Consider the following 16838-nt stretch of genomic DNA (forward strand, 5'->3'; position numbering starts at 1 on the left):
TTGACTATAGAAATGCATAATTTAAGGGGTGAACGTTTTGTAATGTTCACCCCTTATTATGGATTTGTACAGTATTTAATTCTGAATTTCTGCCAGTGCCTTTTTAAACTGAAATGCAAATAAAACAGAGGTAAAGATCACAGCAGTAATATCTGCAATGGGTTCTGCCATATATACGCCTGTTGTTGGATCAGATATCATATGAGGCATAATATAGATCAGCGGGATCAGCAGTACAAACTTACGGACAACAGCAACAATAATAGAGTTTACTGCCTTTCCAAGTGAGGTAAAGGTCATCTGACAGGCAATCTGGATACCGAAGAGGAACAGACCACCCAGATAAATCTTCAGCATTGGTGCAGTAAATCCAATAAGATTTGTATCAGCAGTAAAAATGCTTACAAATACTATGGGAACAAGCTGTACAGCAGCCCAGAGGAGTACAGAATATGACAGACAGGTGATCAGAAGCAAACGAAAAGTTTTCTTTACTCTGTCTGCATTTTTGGCACCGTAATTATAACTGGAAATTGGCTGTGCTCCCTGCGCGATTCCCTGAAGAGGAAGCATGGCAAACTGCATAACACTGGTCAGGATGGTCATGGCTCCCACTGCAATATCACCGCCGTACCGAAGCAGGGATGAATTAAAGCAAACAGTTACAATACTTTCACTTGACTGCATGATAAAAGCAGCAAGTCCCAGCGCGATACAGGGAAGAATGACCTTTGCCTCCAGGTGGAGATGCTTTTTCTTGAGGTGAAGCAGTGTCTTTTTGCTGCAGAGGAATGAAACTACCCAGAGTGTGGAAATCGCCTGTGAGATAACAGTTGCCAGTGCAGCACCACGTACCCCCATATGAAAAACAAAGATAAACACAGGATCCAGAACGATATTACAGACAGCACCGATCAGGACGGAAACCATGGAAAATGTGGTAAATCCCTGTGCAGTAATAAATGCATTCATACCAAGGGTTAACTGTACGAACAAGGTACCAAAAGCATAAATATGCATATAGTCGGTTGCATAACTGATGGTGTTTTCACTGGCGCCAAAAGCCAGCAATAAATCTCTGCCCCAGATCAGTAAAATGGCAGTGAGGATAACAGAGATAATAATCTGAAGAATAAAACAGTTACCTAATATATTCTCAGCAGATTCATTATCCTGTTTTCCCATATAAATAGAAGCCCTTGGTGCACCGCCGGAACTGACCAGTGCCGCAAATGCGGAGACGATTATGATGATGGGCATACAGACTCCCACACCTGAAGTGCCAGGCTGCCTTCCCCCGGGATGTGGCCGATATAAATACGGTCTACAATGTTATAAAGCATGTTGATAAGCTGGGCGATCACTGTTGGAATGGATAGCTTTAAAAGAAGCTTTCCAACAGGTTCTGTGCCCAGAAAATTTTTGTTATCCTGCATGGATGATAACCTCCTGTCTGATAATATTATGAAAAATCCCTCTGACAGTACCACATAAACGGTTTTCGGAATATGTGACAGTCAGAGGGATGGTCTATCAGGCTTTATTTATTTTCTTCCTGAACCTCAATCTTGCGGATTGTCTTATTTTTGATCTCTTCTTTGATGGATGCAAGGAATTCGCCAAGGTCTTTCATTCCTTCGTCGCCAAGATAACGGCTTCTTACAGAAACCTTGCCTTCTTCTTCCTCTTTGGCACCAACAATGAGCATGTATGGAACTCTTGCAAGACGTGCTTCACGGATCTTGTAACCCATCTTTTCGGAACGCTGGTCAACAGAGCAGCGGATTCCGTTTTCTTTTAACTGAGCTTCAACTTTGGCAGCATAGTCGTGGAATTTCTCGGAAATCGGGATTACACGAACCTGTTCCGGGCAGAGCCATGTTGGGAACATGCCTGCATATTTCTCAATGAGCCATGCCAGTGTTCTCTCATAGCATCCCATGGATGTACGATGGATGATGTATGGACGCTGTTTTTCGCCGTTTTCGTCGATATAATACATGTCGAACTGTTCAGCAAGAAGAGCATCCCACTGAATTGTGATCATTGTATCTTCTTTTCCGTATACGTTCTTTGCGTTGATATCAACCTTAGGTCCGTAGAAAGCAGCCTCTCCAACATCCTCTGTAAACGGAATGTTCAGTTCTTCAAGCATCTGGCGGATATGAGCTTCTGTCTGATTCCACACTTCTGCATCACCGATGTATTTCTCTCTGTTGTTCGGATCCCATTTGGAAAGATGATAGGTTACGTCTTCCTCCACGCCGAGAACCTGCAGGCAGTACTGTGCAAGTGCGATACAGTCTTTGAATTCTTTAACCATCTGGTCAGGTCTTACGATCAGATGCCCCTCGGAGATTGTGAACTGACGTACACGTGTCAGACCGTGCATTTCTCCGGAATCCTCATTACGGAACAGAGTGGATGTTTCGCCGTAACGAAGAGGCAGATCACGATAGCTGTGCTGTTCTGCTTTGTATACATAGTACTGGAATGGGCATGTCATAGGACGAAGCGCAAATACTTCCTTGTCAGTCTCCTCATCACCGAGAACGAACATACCGTCTTTGTAATGATCCCAGTGTCCGGAAATCTTGTAAAGGTCGCTCTTTGCCATTAACGGAGTTTTTGTTCTGATATATCCGCGTTTTGCTTCTTCGTCTTCGATCCAGCGTTGAAGCTCCTGCATCATGATCACACCGTTTGGCATGATAAGCGGAAGTCCCTGTCCGATTACGTCTACAGTTGTGAAAATTTTCATTTCACGGCCAAGCTTGTTGTGGTCACGTCTTTTTGCTTCTTCCATCTGTTCCAGATGTTCTTTCAGTTCGTCCTTGGAAGGATAAGCGGTTCCGTAGATACGTGTGAGCATTGCGTTCTTTTCGCTGCCTCTCCAGTAAGCGCTGGAAGAGGAGAGAAGCTTGAATGCTTTTACACCTTTTACGCTCATAAGGTGAGGACCTGCGCAGAGGTCTGTCCAGTCTCCCTGGGAATAGAAAGAGATTTCGGAGCCTTCAGGAAGGTCTTCAACCAGTTCGACTTTATATGGTTCATTTTTTTCTTGGAAGTATGCGATGGCATCTTCTCTTGATTTTGTGAAGCGTTCGATCTTAGCGCCTTTTTTGATGATCTTTTTCATTTCTTTTTCGATTGCATCCAGGTCATCACGGGAGAATGGAGGGCAGTCGAAATCATAGTAGAATCCTGTGTCAATAGAAGGTCCGATAGCAACCTTTGCATCTGGATATAATGTCTGCACTGCCTGGGCAAGTACATGGGATGCTGTGTGACGGAGAACTGCAAGTCCTTTTTCGTCTTTTGCTGTCAGGATGTTTAATTCGCAGTCACTGTCGAGAACTGTTCTTAAGTCCACGACTTCTCCGTTTACTTCACCTGCACAGGCTGCACGTGCAAGGCCTTCGCTGATGTCGTAAGCAATGTCGATGACTGATTTTGCTTCAGCGTATTCTTTTTTTGATCCGTCTTTTAATGTTACGATCATGGTCATTATCTCCTTTATTATATATTCTTTGTATGCTGTCAGATGTCCGGCTGCCTGTTTGGATGTGAGGAGCATCTTTCAGTGTATTTTGTACTGCAAAGGGGGAAAAGAAAGAATAAAAAAATCCCCTACAGTACGGTTAAATACTGTAGGGGACGAGATATTATTACTCGCGGTTCCACCCCGGTTGTTCTGAATGACTGAAAATAATAATTCAGAACCACTTCATTCGATGGTAACGGAATCACCGGACTGTATTAAAGTCACTCAGAGGTGGTCTTCGGCTGTTTCCCGATGAAATGCTTGCACCGGAATGCATTTCTCTCTGTAACGTTCCTCAGCTTACTCTTCTCTTCAACGTTTTAAGCTTTCTTATCTTTTCTGCCACTGATTATAAACTTGAAAAATAGGTTTGTCAATTGCTAAATTACAAATTCCATTGCCGCAGCCAGTATGGAATGAACAGTAAGGGATTGATTTTTGAGGGAGCATCACATATTAGATGTTATTCTGGTGAGTAAAGGCGGACATCCGGATATGACAGGACCGAATCCGGATATGCATAAATCCAGAGTAAGTGAAAGCTGCCTGAAATATGACCTGGAAGAATCCCTGCGTGTGCTGGGAACAGATTATATTGATATTTATTTTTATCACAGAGACAACGAAGATGTGCCGGTCAGTGAACTGATCGATATTATGGAGGATTTCAGAAAGCAGGGAAAAATTCGCTATTATGCCTGCTCCAACTGGACGACAGCCAGAATGAAAGAAGCAGATGTCTATGCTGCGTCTAAAGGCTGCCGTGGATTTGTGGCAAACGAAGCTTTATATAATATTGGGGAGCCGTGGATGAAACCTATGGCAGATGATACTCTGGTGATCATGGATAAAGAAATGCAGAGATATCATGAAGAGAATCCACAAAATCTGGCAATGCCCTATTCTGCAGCATGCAATGGATTTTTTCATAAACTTCTGGCAGCTGGCCGGGAAGCAGTGGTAAATTCAGAGTACTATGCGGAAGGTAATCTGAATAATATGAGAATCATTAGTAAACTGATGGAAAAGTATAGGATTTCTGTTACCCAGGCTGTGCTGGGGTATCTGACCTGTCAGAATTTTCAGTGTCTGCCACTGTATGGACCGCGAAACACAGAGGATTTAAAAGACGCTATGGGAACCTTTGAGATTCCTTTCCGTGCAGAGGACTATCGGGAGTAATTTTATATGTACAGAAAATGAAAAATCCGGGCAAAGTCTGGCAGACTGTCCGGATTTTTCTGTTGCGAAACAATGTACTGGGATAAATATTTATAAAGAGTCAAGTGGATATTCGGTTAAACGATTTTTACATATGCCCGGTTGTTTTTATATCGGGGGATTCCGTTTATTCCACTGAGGCTATAATCCATACGATAGTAAAGCTTTATGTTCCTGGTAACCTTTGCCCAGTCAGGGTCACAAACCTTCCCCTTGATTTCTGCCCATCCGTGCCCGCCTGAGGAAACTACACTGGCTTCATAGCCCACTGCATTGGCCAGATAGGCAAAAGCGGATGCAAATGCAAAACAATTGCCTCTGCCTCTGTAAAACATGTCTTCAGCATAGCCCACATCCCAGTTGGCAGCAGCAGAACGGTAGGCAAAATCATTGCCTGCTCCACCATAGTTGTAGCTGACGGCTTTCTGAAAACAAATCCAGAGTTTCTCAGGCATGGACATATTTCTCTTTGTGATCTGTCTCATTTGCTGATTGGCATATACCATAACATTTAATTTACGCAGCTCCTGGCTGTTGTATCTGGCTTTTCCGTTTTTGGCGAGAGAAATCTGATTGACTTTTCCGGAGGTGACCATATATGCCTGAGCCCCGTTTTTGATCCGGAAGAAATAATAATTTCCCTTGATTTTCTGCCAGCCGTTCTGTTGTACACCCTTGCTGTCAAAATAGTACTTTTTCCCCTTGATCGTGACAAGACCTGTTACCCGTTTGCCGGTTTTGTCGTAATAATAAACATTTCCACTGGCCTTTTTTTCAAATTTATTGCATGGAGCAGCTTTGGCATAGGCAAAGGTGGAAAACATTATACAGGCAAAGAGAAATGCAAACACAATGCAGGGACAAAGCAAAGACTTTTTCTTGTTCATAGAGCACCTCCTGTTTTCTGGTCTTTTGACCTTGATATTATAGTATCAGTATATTAGAAATGATAGGTGTTCGCAAGGTTAAAAACATCCGGTCAAGCCAAATATTGCACAGGTTGCGGTTGTGGTGTATAATAAACAGATAAGGTTATTTGACAGTGATAAATTATGATGAACAGGGAAATATAGGTGAACAACTTGAAAAAGACGATAGAAGAACTCTTAAGTGGAAAATTCAGATATGAGCAGCCGGGACTTCTTTTTTCAAAAGAGAAAATTGAAGTGACACTGAAAGCCGGAGATGTATACAGGGGAGAACTGTATTTCGGGACAGAAGATAACCAGAGGATCTGTGGATATATTACATCTTCCAACAGGCGGGTTGTTCCGGGAACAGATCAGTTCACGGGGACTACAATACGTCTGCAGTACGGGGTGGATGGTGTAGGAATGAATCCGGGTGACAGACATGAGGGCTGGCTGTGCTTTACCACCAATGTAGGAGAGTACAGAATTCCCTTTGTGATCCAGGCTGAAAAGGAAGAGATGCACAGTGTGGCAGGTTCTGTAACGGATATGGATTCCTTTGTAAAGATTGCAAAAGAGGATTTTAAAGAAGCCTACCGTCTTTTTACAGATCCTGGATTTCCAAGACTTCTGAAAAATGCAGGGACAAAGGAACTGGCTCTTTATAAGGGGCTTTCCAGACAGCCTGTAACTTATCAGAATCTTGAGGAGTTTCTTGTGGGAACCGGACGGAAGAAACCGGTAAACATGGAATTAAAATTTGATCATAACAGTTTTTATGAAATTACAGAAACTGTGAGAGAGTCTTTTCCTGTACATAAGGATGGTTGGGGACATTTAAGACTGGACATTGAGGCAAGAGGAGATTTTCTGGAAGTGCCGAAGTATGTAGTCACAGATGAGGACTTTATCGGTGGATATTATCAGGTTGAGTATGTGATCCACAAAGAAGCTTTACAGAAGGGACGGCAGTACGGGGAAATTCATGTAAAAAGCCCTTATCAGGAGCTGGTTTACAGAATTACAGCATCCGGCGGTCCTAAGGTACAGCTGAAGACCAGCCTTCATGAGAAACAGCAGGTTTTTTCTTTAATGAAAGATTTTATGGAATATTCCTGCGGAAAAATGGAGCAGGGCACCTGGATCAGCAGCAGCCGTTTTCTGTTGAACCAGCTTCAGGAAGAAGGCTGTAATTATCCAAAATATCAGATGTATGAGGCATATCTCTGCCATGTGGGGGGAGAAGAAGAACAGGCAAAGGAAATCCTGCGCAGATTTAAGGATCAGACCTTCCTGCGGGAGGATCTGGAAATGGCAGGCGCTTACTTATATCTTTGTACTCTTACCGGATTATACAGAGACAGAGAGCAGGCAGTGCGCAGACTTCGCAATTTCTCCATGCAGAGAGAGGACAGCTTTCTGTTATTCTGGATTCTGCTGCAGGTGGATCAGGAGCTTAGGAATTCTCCATCCAGAGCTGTGTTTATGATGGAGGAATTATTTGAAAAGGGCTGTCACAATCCACTTCTCTATCTGGAAGCCTGGAAATATATCAGTAAAGATATGTCTTTGTTACACAGAATGAGCAGCTTCTGGACCCAGGTTTTCCTCCTGGCAGGAAAAGAAGAAATGCTTACAGAGGAGCTTGTAATGCGTTTTGCTTATCTGACCGGTTATGAGAAAAACTTCTGTCCAAGCATGTACCGTGCCCTGGCAGCAGGTTATGAAGCTTTTCCGGCAGATGATACCCTGGAAGCAATCTGCCGTTATATTATGTTGGGAAATCCGAGAGAACGAATCTATTTCCGCTGGTTTGCCCTGGCTGTTGAGCGAGGACTCAGGCTTACCAGATTGTATGAATATTATGTGGAAACGATGGATACCTCCTATCAGAGAGAGCTGCCAAAGCCTCTTCTGATGTATTTTACCTATAATAATAATTCCCTGGGCGATGATAAAAAAGCCTTTATTTATGCAAGTATTGTGGGAAATAAAGATGCACAGCCGGGAACCTATAGGGACTATCGGGAGAGTATGGCTGAATTTGCCGGTAAAAAGGCAGCAGAGGGCCGGATGGATGAGAATTACGCAGTACTTTATCAGGAATTTCTCACAGAACCGGAGAACAGGGAACAGGCAGAGCTGATCGCAGGGAAAATGTTTACCTGCAGGTTGTACTGTGATGATAAAAAAATCCGCACGGTGATCGTACGTCATGATAAATTCTCTATGGAGGAAGTCTATCCCTGTGTGCAGGGAGTAGCATATCCAAGGATTTATACAGAGGATGCAGTGATCCTTTTCCAGGATGAAAAACAGAGACGTTATTATGCAACGGTAGATTACAATGTTAAGAAGCTTTTTGATGAACGGGAGCTTATGGAAAAGGTTCTGTCCCTGGGCATAAGAGAGCCGGGGGTTCTGCTTCATTACTGTGTGAATGCAGAGTTAGGAAGGGATAATCTGGAATTATATCAGGAAGCTGCCAAGATGAAAGCATTTTCTGAAGGATACCGGACAGAAATCCGGAGAAGTCTGCTGAAGTATTATGGGGAGGAAAACCCTGCAGGAGATCAGGAGGAATATCTGAAAAAGCTTGATTATCAGGAATATGCGGAAGCAGACAGGATACAGCTTCTGGAGGTGCTGATATCCAGGGGGCTTTATTCTCAGGCCATGTCTGTGATCGAGGAATCCGGATATGAGGGAATCCGACCGGAAAGCCTGCTGAGGCTTACCAGCAGAATGCTTACCAAATGTGAGATGGCTGAGGATGAAGAGCTTCTGGCTCTGGCCTCAGATGTATACAGAATGGGAAAATATGATGAGGTGATCCTGAAATATCTTATGGATTATCGATTTGGACCATTGGATGAGCTGCTGTCAGTGTGGAAAAGTGCTCATGGCTTTGATATGGATACCTATGAATTGGAAGAAAAGCTTCTGGGACTTCTGATGTTTACTTCTGATTATCGTAAAGAAGGGGAGAAAATCCTGGAGGATTATGTAAAGCATGCTGGCAAAGAATATCTGATTGGTGCCTACCTGACACAGATTGCTTATGGCGTGTTTGTGCGGGAATATCCTATGAGTATTTTTGTGCGCAATGAACTGGAGACTGCCTGCAGGCAGAAATGGCCGGTGAATTTTATCTGCAGCCTGGCCCTCTTTGAGTCACTTTCCAGAGAGAAGAATCCAAGTCAGGATCAGCTGGCCCTGGAAAAAGAGATTTTGCAGAAATGTATGAAGAAAAATCTGAAATTTGCATTTTTTAAAAGGCTTCCGGCGTCCATGCTGAGCCCTTATCAGCTGGATGATAAAACCTTTGTAGAGTACCATACAGATCCGGCCGGAAAGGTGACTCTTTATTATGCTCTGGATGCTGGGCTGGGCGGAGAACTGAAATATCAGATGGAGCCCCTGCGTAATCTGTATGAGGGAATTTTTACCAAAACCTTTACGCTGTTTTACGGTGAAACTCTGCATTACTATTTTAAGGCTGAGCTGGGGGAAAAAACCTGGCAGACTCAGGAGCGTGTGATCACCATGGACAAGGTTGAGGGCATTCCGGTGAGCAAATATCAGCTGATCAATCAGATGCTTTCTGCCCGCAGATTGGATAACAGCCAGGAGGTAATGACTCAGCTGAAAAAATATCTTCGTCAGGAGCAGTATGTGAAGAGTATGTTTTCCATTGAAAAGGAATCTGGAAAATAGGAAAGACAGGAGAAACAGATGAACGAAATCCGTGATTTGATCGTGGGAATTGATTTTGGCAGAGAATATTCCCAGATTTGTTATTATGACCGTAAAGGAGAGGAACCACGTTCTCTTTCCATGAAGGTGGGAGGAAGCCAGTATGAGGCACCTACCTGCCTGTGCAGGAGAACAGAGCAGAAGGATTACTGTGTAGGACTGGAAGCAGAGTATTTTGCCAGGGAAAAGGGAGGAATTATGATCCATGATCTCTACGGAATCTGCGAAAAAAAGGATTCCGTAGTGGTAGAAGGACAGGAATATGAGCCCTGGGAGCTGCTGGCTGAATTTTTGAAAGGAATCCTGAAGTTTCTCGGTATCACTGAGCTGGTAAAAAATACGAAATGTATTGTAGTTACACTGGAGGATCTGGGAAATATCCAGGTGGAGAATTTTCGGAAGGCGTTTTCGTCCATGGGATTTCCGGAAGGAAAATATATGCTTCAGGATTACGGGGAAAGCTTTTATTATTATGCGCTTTCACAGAAGAGGGAAACCTGGAACCGCAGTGTTGCCTGGTACGCGTTCACTCCGGAAAATGTGTCTTTCCGGAAACTGACCTTGAACGGAAGTACGAAACCGGTATCTGTCAGACTGGAAGAACCTGTTGTCAGGGCACTTCCGGTCAATGATGAGGAAAGAGATATTGAATTCTGTAAATTTGTCCAGCAAACCCTGGGCAGGGATTTATATTCCAGCATTCAGATCACAGGCAGAGGCTTCTCACAGGATTGGGCCAGACAGTCCATAAAAATTCTTTGCTATCAGAAACGTAAGGTATTTTATGGAAATAATCTGTTTGCCAAAGGGGCCTGTGCTGCAGGTAAGGAAAAACTGGAAGATAAAGCGTTAAAAGGATACCGTTTTCTCAGTGATTCTCTTGTTATGGCAGATGTGGGAATGGAGATGCGTGTTATGGGTTCTCCGGCGTATTATCCTCTGATCGAAGCAGGAAACAACTGGTATGACTGCAAGGCATCCTGTGAACTGATCCTGGATAATACGGAAGAGCTGGTGTTTGTTGTGAGTACTTTTGACAGGCCGGAGAAAAGACGTGTGGGCATGATGCTTCCGGGAATTCCAAGGCGTCCAAACAAAACCACGCGGCTGTATCTGGAATTGCAGTATATTTCTCCAAAAGAGTGTAAAGTAACAGTGAAGGATCTGGGATTTGGAGAATTGTTTCCGTCCTGCGGTAAGGTATGGACAGAGACAGTAGAATGGTAAAGGAGACAGACAGATGAGTGGATATATTTTATGCCAGACAAAAAAAGCAGAGCGTCCGTATTTTATAGAGAATATCAGTACGAATATTTATTCTGTAGAAGAGCTTTGCTACTATCTGTACCATAACCTTTATCTGATAGATAAAACCATCATCAATGAGGAGCTTTGTATCTGGATAGGAGAAGAATTGAATCTGCCCGGGCTGGCAGCAAAGATCAGGCAATTTCTGGGACAGGATATCCATGTAGATGATGTGATCTATCCGGTATTTAAGGAAATTAATTATCTTACTTATGAGGAATTAAAAGCACTTAACAGCAGACTGGTGCTGATAAGTAAGGAAAGTGCAGATATGCGTCAGAAGCAAAAGGGAGATTCCCTGATGGAAAACGGAATGTATGTAAATGCTATCCGGGTATATCAGAAGCTTCTTGAGAGGACAGATCTGGAGGAGCAGAGGAAGGGATTTGTGTCCGATGTATGGCATAACCTGGGATGCGCCTACAGCTATCTTTTTCAGATGGAGAAAGCCATGGAGTGTTTTTATCACGCATGGGAAAAGACGCAATCTCCGAAAGAATTAAAGGCATATCTGTTGTCATACCGGAGCATCCGTTCCGGGGCTGAGTATGAAAAGGAACTGGTCAGACTTGATGTGACAGATGAGATCAAAGAGGATATACAGAATGCTTTGAAACAATTTGCTGCTGTTCCCGAACCTGCCTTGGAAGAAAAGGATGTGGACAGTACGCTTGCAAAGCTTACTGCAGGATATCACAGGAGTACAGGTTCCTGATACAACAAAATCCTCTGACTATTTAAAAAAGAAGGGTTGACAGCCATGTGGGCTTATGTTAGGATAAACACATACTTTCACGTGGTAGAGTGACTGCGTGATAAAGAAAAATAGATGAAGAGGAGATGTTTATCATGAAAAAGAGAACATTAGCAGTACTTATGGCCGGTGCAATGGCAGCTTCTCTTATGGCTGGTGTTGTTTCTGTATATGCAGATGCTGAGAATAAAACTTTAACAGTTGGTTTTGATGCAGAGTATCCTCCTTTTGGATATAAGGATGATAATGGAGAATATGTAGGCTTTGACCTTGATCTTGCACAGGAAGTCTGTGATAATCTTGGATGGGAACTGGTCAAAAAACCGATCAACTGGGATTCCAAGGATATGGAACTGAATTCAGGATCCATTGACTGTATCTGGAATGGTTTCACGATCAATGGACGTGAGGATGATTATACCTGGTCTGATCCATACCTGAACAATGAGCAGGTAATGGTTGTTTCCGCAGATTCCGGTATTGAGAAGCTGACAGATCTGGCAGGTAAGAATGTAGTTGTGCAGGCGGCTTCTGCAGCTTTGGATGCACTGAACAATGATGATAACAAGGATCTGACAGCAAGCTTTGGGTCACTTACAGAGAATCCTGATTATAATACAGCATTTATGAATTTGGATTCCGGTGCAGCAGATGCCATTGCAGTAGATATCGGTGTTGCCAAATATCAGCTTTCCCAGAGAGAAGAAGGCAAATATGTGATCATGGACGAGCCGATTCAGAGTGAGCAGTACGGCATTGGTTTCAAGAAAGGCAATGACGAACTGAAGGATACGGTATGGAATGAAGTTCTGAAGCTTTATGATGCAGGTGAGGTAGATAAGCTTGCTGAGAAATATGAAGTAGCAGATATGCTTTGCATTGGTGGAGAGGAAGAGAAGGACGCAGCTGAGGATGAAACCGAAGAGGCTGAAGCTACTCCTACAGAAGAAGCAAAAGCAGAATAATAGTTGTGTTAAATAAATAAAGGAACGGGGCTATTACGGCAGAAAGCATTTTTGCTGTGACAGTCCCTTTCGTACTGTACAGGATATATTTTATTTCAGGAGGAAACTTATATGTCAATAAGCGTGATGCTTCAACAGCTTGCCAGTGGTATGGTGGTATCTGTGGAAATTTTTGTTGTGACACTGTTGTTTTCCCTGCCACTGGGACTTTTGATCTGTTTTGGCAGAATGTCGAAGAATCCGGTGATGCGGGGGATTGTATCTGCATATATTTCCATTATGCGTGGAACACCTTTAATGCTTCAGCTGATGGTGGTATATTTTGGACCTTATTTTATTTTTGGCATCCGTATTTCCATGGGCTACAGCCTGATCGCAGTGTTTATTGCTTTCAGCATTAACTATGCGGCATATTTTGCAGAAATTTACAGAGGTGGAATTGAATCCATTTCTGCAGGTCAGTATGAAGCAGCCAAAATTCTGGGATATAATAAGATGCAGACATTTTTCAGAATTATTCTGCCCCAGGTGATCAAGAGAATTCTTCCGGCTGTGACAAATGAAGTGATCACACTGGTAAAGGATACCTCACTGGCCTTTGTGGTTGCAGTAGCGGAAATGTTTACCATTGCCAAACAGATTGCCAGTGCTCAGACCACTATGATGCCTTTTGTGATTGCAGCAGTATTCTATTTTGTATTTAATCTGCTGGTGGCAATTGTAATGGACAAAATTGAGAAGAAACTAAATTATTACCGTTAACAGAGCAGATGGCAGAATTGTCAGGAAGCTGATAGATAAGAGGAAAATATATGAAGTTATTTGAAATGAAGCATATTAAAAAAAGCTTCGGAAGCCTTGAAGTTTTGAAAGATATTTCCCTTGAGGTGGAGGAGGGAGAAGTTTTGAGTATTATCGGACCTTCCGGTTCCGGTAAATCTACACTTCTTCGGTGTGCTACAGGACTTGAGACACCGGACAGCGGTGAAATTATCAAACAGGGGGATGTGGGGCTGGTCTTCCAGAATTTTAATCTGTTTCCACATTTTTCTGTATTGAAGAATATTACAGATGCTCCTATCAAGGTGCAGAAAAGAAAAAAGGATGAAGTGTATGCCCAGGCAAGAAAACTATTAAAGCAGATGGGGCTTTCTGACAGGGAGAATGCTTACCCATTCCAGCTGTCGGGCGGACAGCAGCAGCGTGTATCCATTGCCAGAGCTCTTTGTATGAATCCAAAGATCCTGTTTTTTGATGAGCCTACTTCAGCATTGGATCCTGAGCTTACAGGTGAGATCCTGAAGGTAATCAGAGATCTGGCAGCGGAGCATATCACCATGGTGATCGTTACTCATGAGATGACTTTTGCAAGGGACATTTCGGATCATATTATTTTCATGGACAAGGGGCTGATCGCAGTAGAAGGAACTCCGCAGGAGGTTTTTGCCTCAGATCATGTGCGAATGAAGGAGTTTCTTGGCAAATTCCATCAGGGATAAGGTTTTTGTGGTTGCTTTTAGGGGAATGATGTTATATAATTTCAAAGGATGAAAACCATCCTACTAAAAAACAGGAGAGTGAATGATGAGTACAGACAGATATGTAAGTCCTTTATCAGAACGTTATGCCAGCAAAGAAATGCAGTATATCTTTTCTCCGGATATGAAATTCCGTACCTGGAGAAAGCTCTGGATCGCACTTGCAGAGACAGAGAAGGAGCTTGGTCTTAACATTACACAGGAGCAGATCGATGAGCTGAAGGCTCATGCAGAAGATATTAATTATGAGGTTGCCAGAGAGAGAGAACGTCAGGTACGCCATGATGTTATGTCTCATGTATATGCATACGGTGTACAGTGCCCGAAAGCAAAGGGCATCATCCATCTGGGAGCTACCTCCTGTTATGTAGGTGACAATACAGATATTATTGTGATGACAGAAGCCCTGAAGCTTGTACGCAAAAAGCTGGTCAATGTTATCGCAGAGCTTGCTGCTTTTGCAGACAAATACAAGGCACAGCCGACCCTGGCTTTCACACATTTCCAGCCTGCGCAGCCTACTACTGTAGGAAAGCGTGCAACATTATGGACTCAGGAGTTTTTACTTGACCTGGAGGATCTGGAGTACGTGTTAAGTACAATGAAGCTTCTTGGCTCCAAGGGAACTACAGGTACACAGGCAAGCTTCCTTGAGCTTTTTGACGGAGACCAGGAGACCATTGACAAGATTGATCCTATGATCGCAGAGAAGATGGGATTTAAGGAATGCTATCCGGTATCCGGACAGACCTATTCCCGTAAGGTAGACACCCGTGTTGCCAATATTCTTGCCGGAATTGCAGCAAGTGCACATAAGATGTCAAATGATATCCGTCTCCTTCAGCATCTGAAGGAAGTAGAGGAGCCTTTTGAAAAATCACAGATCGGTTCTTCTGCAATGGCATATAAGAGAAATCCTATGAGAAGTGAACGTATTGCATCTCTTTCCAGATATGTGATGGTAGATGCTCTGAACCCTGCAATCACATCTGCAACTCAGTGGTTTGAGAGAACACTGGATGATTCAGCAAACAAGCGTCTGAGTATTCCGGAAGGATTTCTGGCAATTGACGGAATCCTGGATCTGTGCCTCAATGTAGTGGATGGACTGGTGGTATATCCTAAAGTTATTGAGAAACATATGATGGCAGAGCTTCCATTCATGGCTACTGAGAATATCATGATGGATGCAGTAAAGGCAGGCGGAGACCGTCAGGAACTTCATGAACGTATCCGTGAGCTTTCCATGGAAGCCGGGAAGACCGTAAAGGTAGAGGGCAAGGATAATAATCTTCTTGAGTTGATTGCGGCAGATCCTGCATTTAATCTGACACTTGAGGATCTTCAGAAATCCATGGATCCCACAAAATATGTGGGACGTGCCAAGGAGCAGACAGAGAAATTTGTGAGCAAAGTGGTTCAGCCCATTCTTGATGCTCATAAGGATATGTTGGGAATTAAAGCAGAAATCAACGTTTGATAATTATACAGATTTCAGGAGGAATAGCAGATTATGGTAAAAGCGGTTGTAGGTGCTAACTGGGGTGACGAGGGTAAAGGTAAGATTACTGATATGCTTGCCCAGAAAGCGGATATTATTGTAAGATTTCAGGGCGGAGCAAATGCAGGTCATACTATCGTAAATAATTATGGTAAATTTGCCCTTCATACCCTTCCGTCAGGTGTATTCTATGATCACACAACAAGTGTGATCGGTAATGGTGTAGCTTTAAATATTCCGGTATTTTTCAAGGAATATAATGAAATAGTAAGCAGAGGGGTACCGGCTCCGAAGATCCTTATTTCTGAGAGAGCGCAGATGGTAATGCCTTATCATATCCTTTTTGACCAGTATGAGGAGGAACGTCTGGGCGGTAAATCTTTTGGATCCACTAAATCCGGTATTGCACCGTTTTATTCAGACAAATACGCAAAGATTGGTTTCCAGGTCAGCGAGCTTTTTGATGAAGAGCATCTGAAAGAGAAGCTGGCAAGTGTATGCGAGACTAAGAATGTTTTACTGGAGCATTTATATCATAAACCACTTCTTGATCCTGAGAAGCTTTTTGAAGAAATGATGGAATATAAGAAAATGGTTGAGCCATATGTATGTGATGTTTCTCTTTATCTGTGGAATGCATTGAAAGAGGGAAAAGAGGTTCTTCTTGAGGGACAGCTTGGTTCTCTGAAGGATCCTGATCATGGAATTTATCCAATGGTTACTTCTTCTTCTACACTGGCAGGATATGGTGCAGTAGGAGCAGGTCTTCCACCATACGAAATTAAGGAAATCGTTACTGTATGCAAGGCTTATTCCAGTGCAGTAGGAGCAGGAGCATTTGTTTCTGAAATTTTCGGGGAAGAGGCAGATGAGCTGAGAAAACGCGGTGGTGACGGCGGTGAGTTTGGTGCTACTACAGGACGTCCGAGACGTATGGGATGGTTTGACTGTGTTGCTTCCAAATACGGATGCCGTATGCAGGGAACTACAGATGTAGCATTTACAGTACTGGATGTTCTGGGATATCTGGATGAGATACCGGTTTGTACTGCATATGATATTGACGGTGAGATTACCACTGATTTCCCGACTACTGTAAAGCTTGAGAAAGCAAAACCTGTTCTGGAGAAACTGCCAGGATGGAAATGTGATATCCGTGGAATCAAAAAATATGAGGATCTGCCTGAGAACTGCAGAAATTATATTGAATTTGTAGAAAAACAGATTGGATTCCCCATCACTATGATTTCCAACGGACCTGGAAGAGACGATATTATCTACAGAAATAAATAAAAATGTGGGTTGCTGAAAGCTGCAACCAATAACCAGGAAAGGCTGTC

At 43.2% G+C, this 16838-nt stretch carries 11 protein-coding genes, 1 pseudogene and 1 other annotated feature; of the genes and pseudogenes, 9 read left to right on the forward strand and 3 right to left on the reverse strand.

Annotated elements, in window-relative coordinates; all coding sequences use genetic code 11:
- Nucleotides 1–75: 75 nt before the first annotated feature.
- Together ACTNC6_RS04400 and thrS are read right to left on the reverse strand one after the other, a co-directional pair.
- Nucleotides 76–1436: pseudogene (locus ACTNC6_RS04400) on the reverse strand (MATE family efflux transporter).
- Nucleotides 1437–1540: 104 nt separating this feature from the next.
- Nucleotides 1541–3502 carry a threonine--tRNA ligase gene (gene thrS, locus ACTNC6_RS04405; RefSeq protein WP_441043307.1) on the reverse strand — a complete coding sequence of 654 codons (1962 nt, stop codon included), beginning with the start codon at nucleotides 3500–3502 and terminating at the stop codon, nucleotides 1541–1543.
- 148 nt (nucleotides 3503–3650) lie between these two features.
- Nucleotides 3651–3869, reverse strand: a binding site (T-box leader).
- Between the two features lie 113 nt (nucleotides 3870–3982).
- Here thrS and ACTNC6_RS04410 point away from each other — a divergent pair.
- Nucleotides 3983–4726: an aldo/keto reductase gene (locus tag ACTNC6_RS04410; protein WP_441043308.1), complete on the forward strand. Its 744-nt coding sequence runs from the start codon at nucleotides 3983–3985 to the stop codon at nucleotides 4724–4726.
- Nucleotides 4727–4842: 116 nt separating this feature from the next.
- On the opposite strand, the gene ACTNC6_RS04415 is transcribed toward ACTNC6_RS04410, so the two are convergent.
- A complete protein-coding gene (locus ACTNC6_RS04415; protein WP_441043309.1) occupies nucleotides 4843–5652 on the reverse strand; it encodes a transglutaminase domain-containing protein in 810 nt (269 codons plus the stop codon).
- 195 nt (nucleotides 5653–5847) lie between these two features.
- Here ACTNC6_RS04415 and ACTNC6_RS04420 point away from each other — a divergent pair, with 195 nt between their 5' ends.
- From ACTNC6_RS04420 to ACTNC6_RS04455, 8 genes are all read left to right on the forward strand, one after another.
- Nucleotides 5848–9393: a DUF5717 family protein gene (locus ACTNC6_RS04420; protein ID WP_441043310.1), complete on the forward strand. Its 3546-nt coding sequence runs from the start codon at nucleotides 5848–5850 to the stop codon at nucleotides 9391–9393.
- An 18-nt stretch (nucleotides 9394–9411) separates the two neighbouring features.
- Nucleotides 9412–10659, forward strand: a complete 1248-nt coding sequence (locus tag ACTNC6_RS04425; protein WP_441043311.1) for a DUF5716 family protein — start codon at nucleotides 9412–9414, stop codon at nucleotides 10657–10659.
- Between the two features lie 13 nt (nucleotides 10660–10672).
- On the forward strand, nucleotides 10673–11455 hold the full coding sequence (locus ACTNC6_RS04430) for a hypothetical protein (RefSeq protein ID WP_441032743.1): 783 nt from the start codon (nucleotides 10673–10675) through the stop codon (nucleotides 11453–11455).
- Between the two features lie 134 nt (nucleotides 11456–11589).
- Nucleotides 11590–12459 (forward strand): amino acid ABC transporter substrate-binding protein, encoded by an 870-nt coding sequence (locus ACTNC6_RS04435; protein ID WP_441032746.1) that lies wholly within the window; start codon nucleotides 11590–11592, stop codon nucleotides 12457–12459.
- Nucleotides 12460–12570: 111 nt separating this feature from the next.
- A complete protein-coding gene (locus ACTNC6_RS04440; RefSeq protein ID WP_173743256.1) occupies nucleotides 12571–13221 on the forward strand; it encodes an amino acid ABC transporter permease in 651 nt (216 codons plus the stop codon).
- A 50-nt stretch (nucleotides 13222–13271) separates the two neighbouring features.
- Nucleotides 13272–13958, forward strand: a complete 687-nt coding sequence (locus ACTNC6_RS04445) for an amino acid ABC transporter ATP-binding protein (RefSeq protein ID WP_173743255.1) — start codon at nucleotides 13272–13274, stop codon at nucleotides 13956–13958.
- 85 nt (nucleotides 13959–14043) lie between these two features.
- The gene (gene purB, locus ACTNC6_RS04450) at nucleotides 14044–15477 is read left to right on the forward strand and encodes an adenylosuccinate lyase (protein ID WP_019162370.1); all 1434 of its coding nucleotides are present in this window, start codon (nucleotides 14044–14046) and stop codon (nucleotides 15475–15477) included.
- Between the two features lie 33 nt (nucleotides 15478–15510).
- Nucleotides 15511–16791 carry an adenylosuccinate synthase gene (locus tag ACTNC6_RS04455; protein ID WP_441032752.1) on the forward strand — a complete coding sequence of 427 codons (1281 nt, stop codon included), beginning with the start codon at nucleotides 15511–15513 and terminating at the stop codon, nucleotides 16789–16791.
- The last annotated feature ends 47 nt before the right edge of the window (nucleotides 16792–16838 follow it).

The sequence above is a fragment of the Blautia sp. HCP3S3_C4 genome, assembly GCF_052064095.1.
Lineage (GTDB): Bacteria > Bacillota > Clostridia > Lachnospirales > Lachnospiraceae > Blautia_A.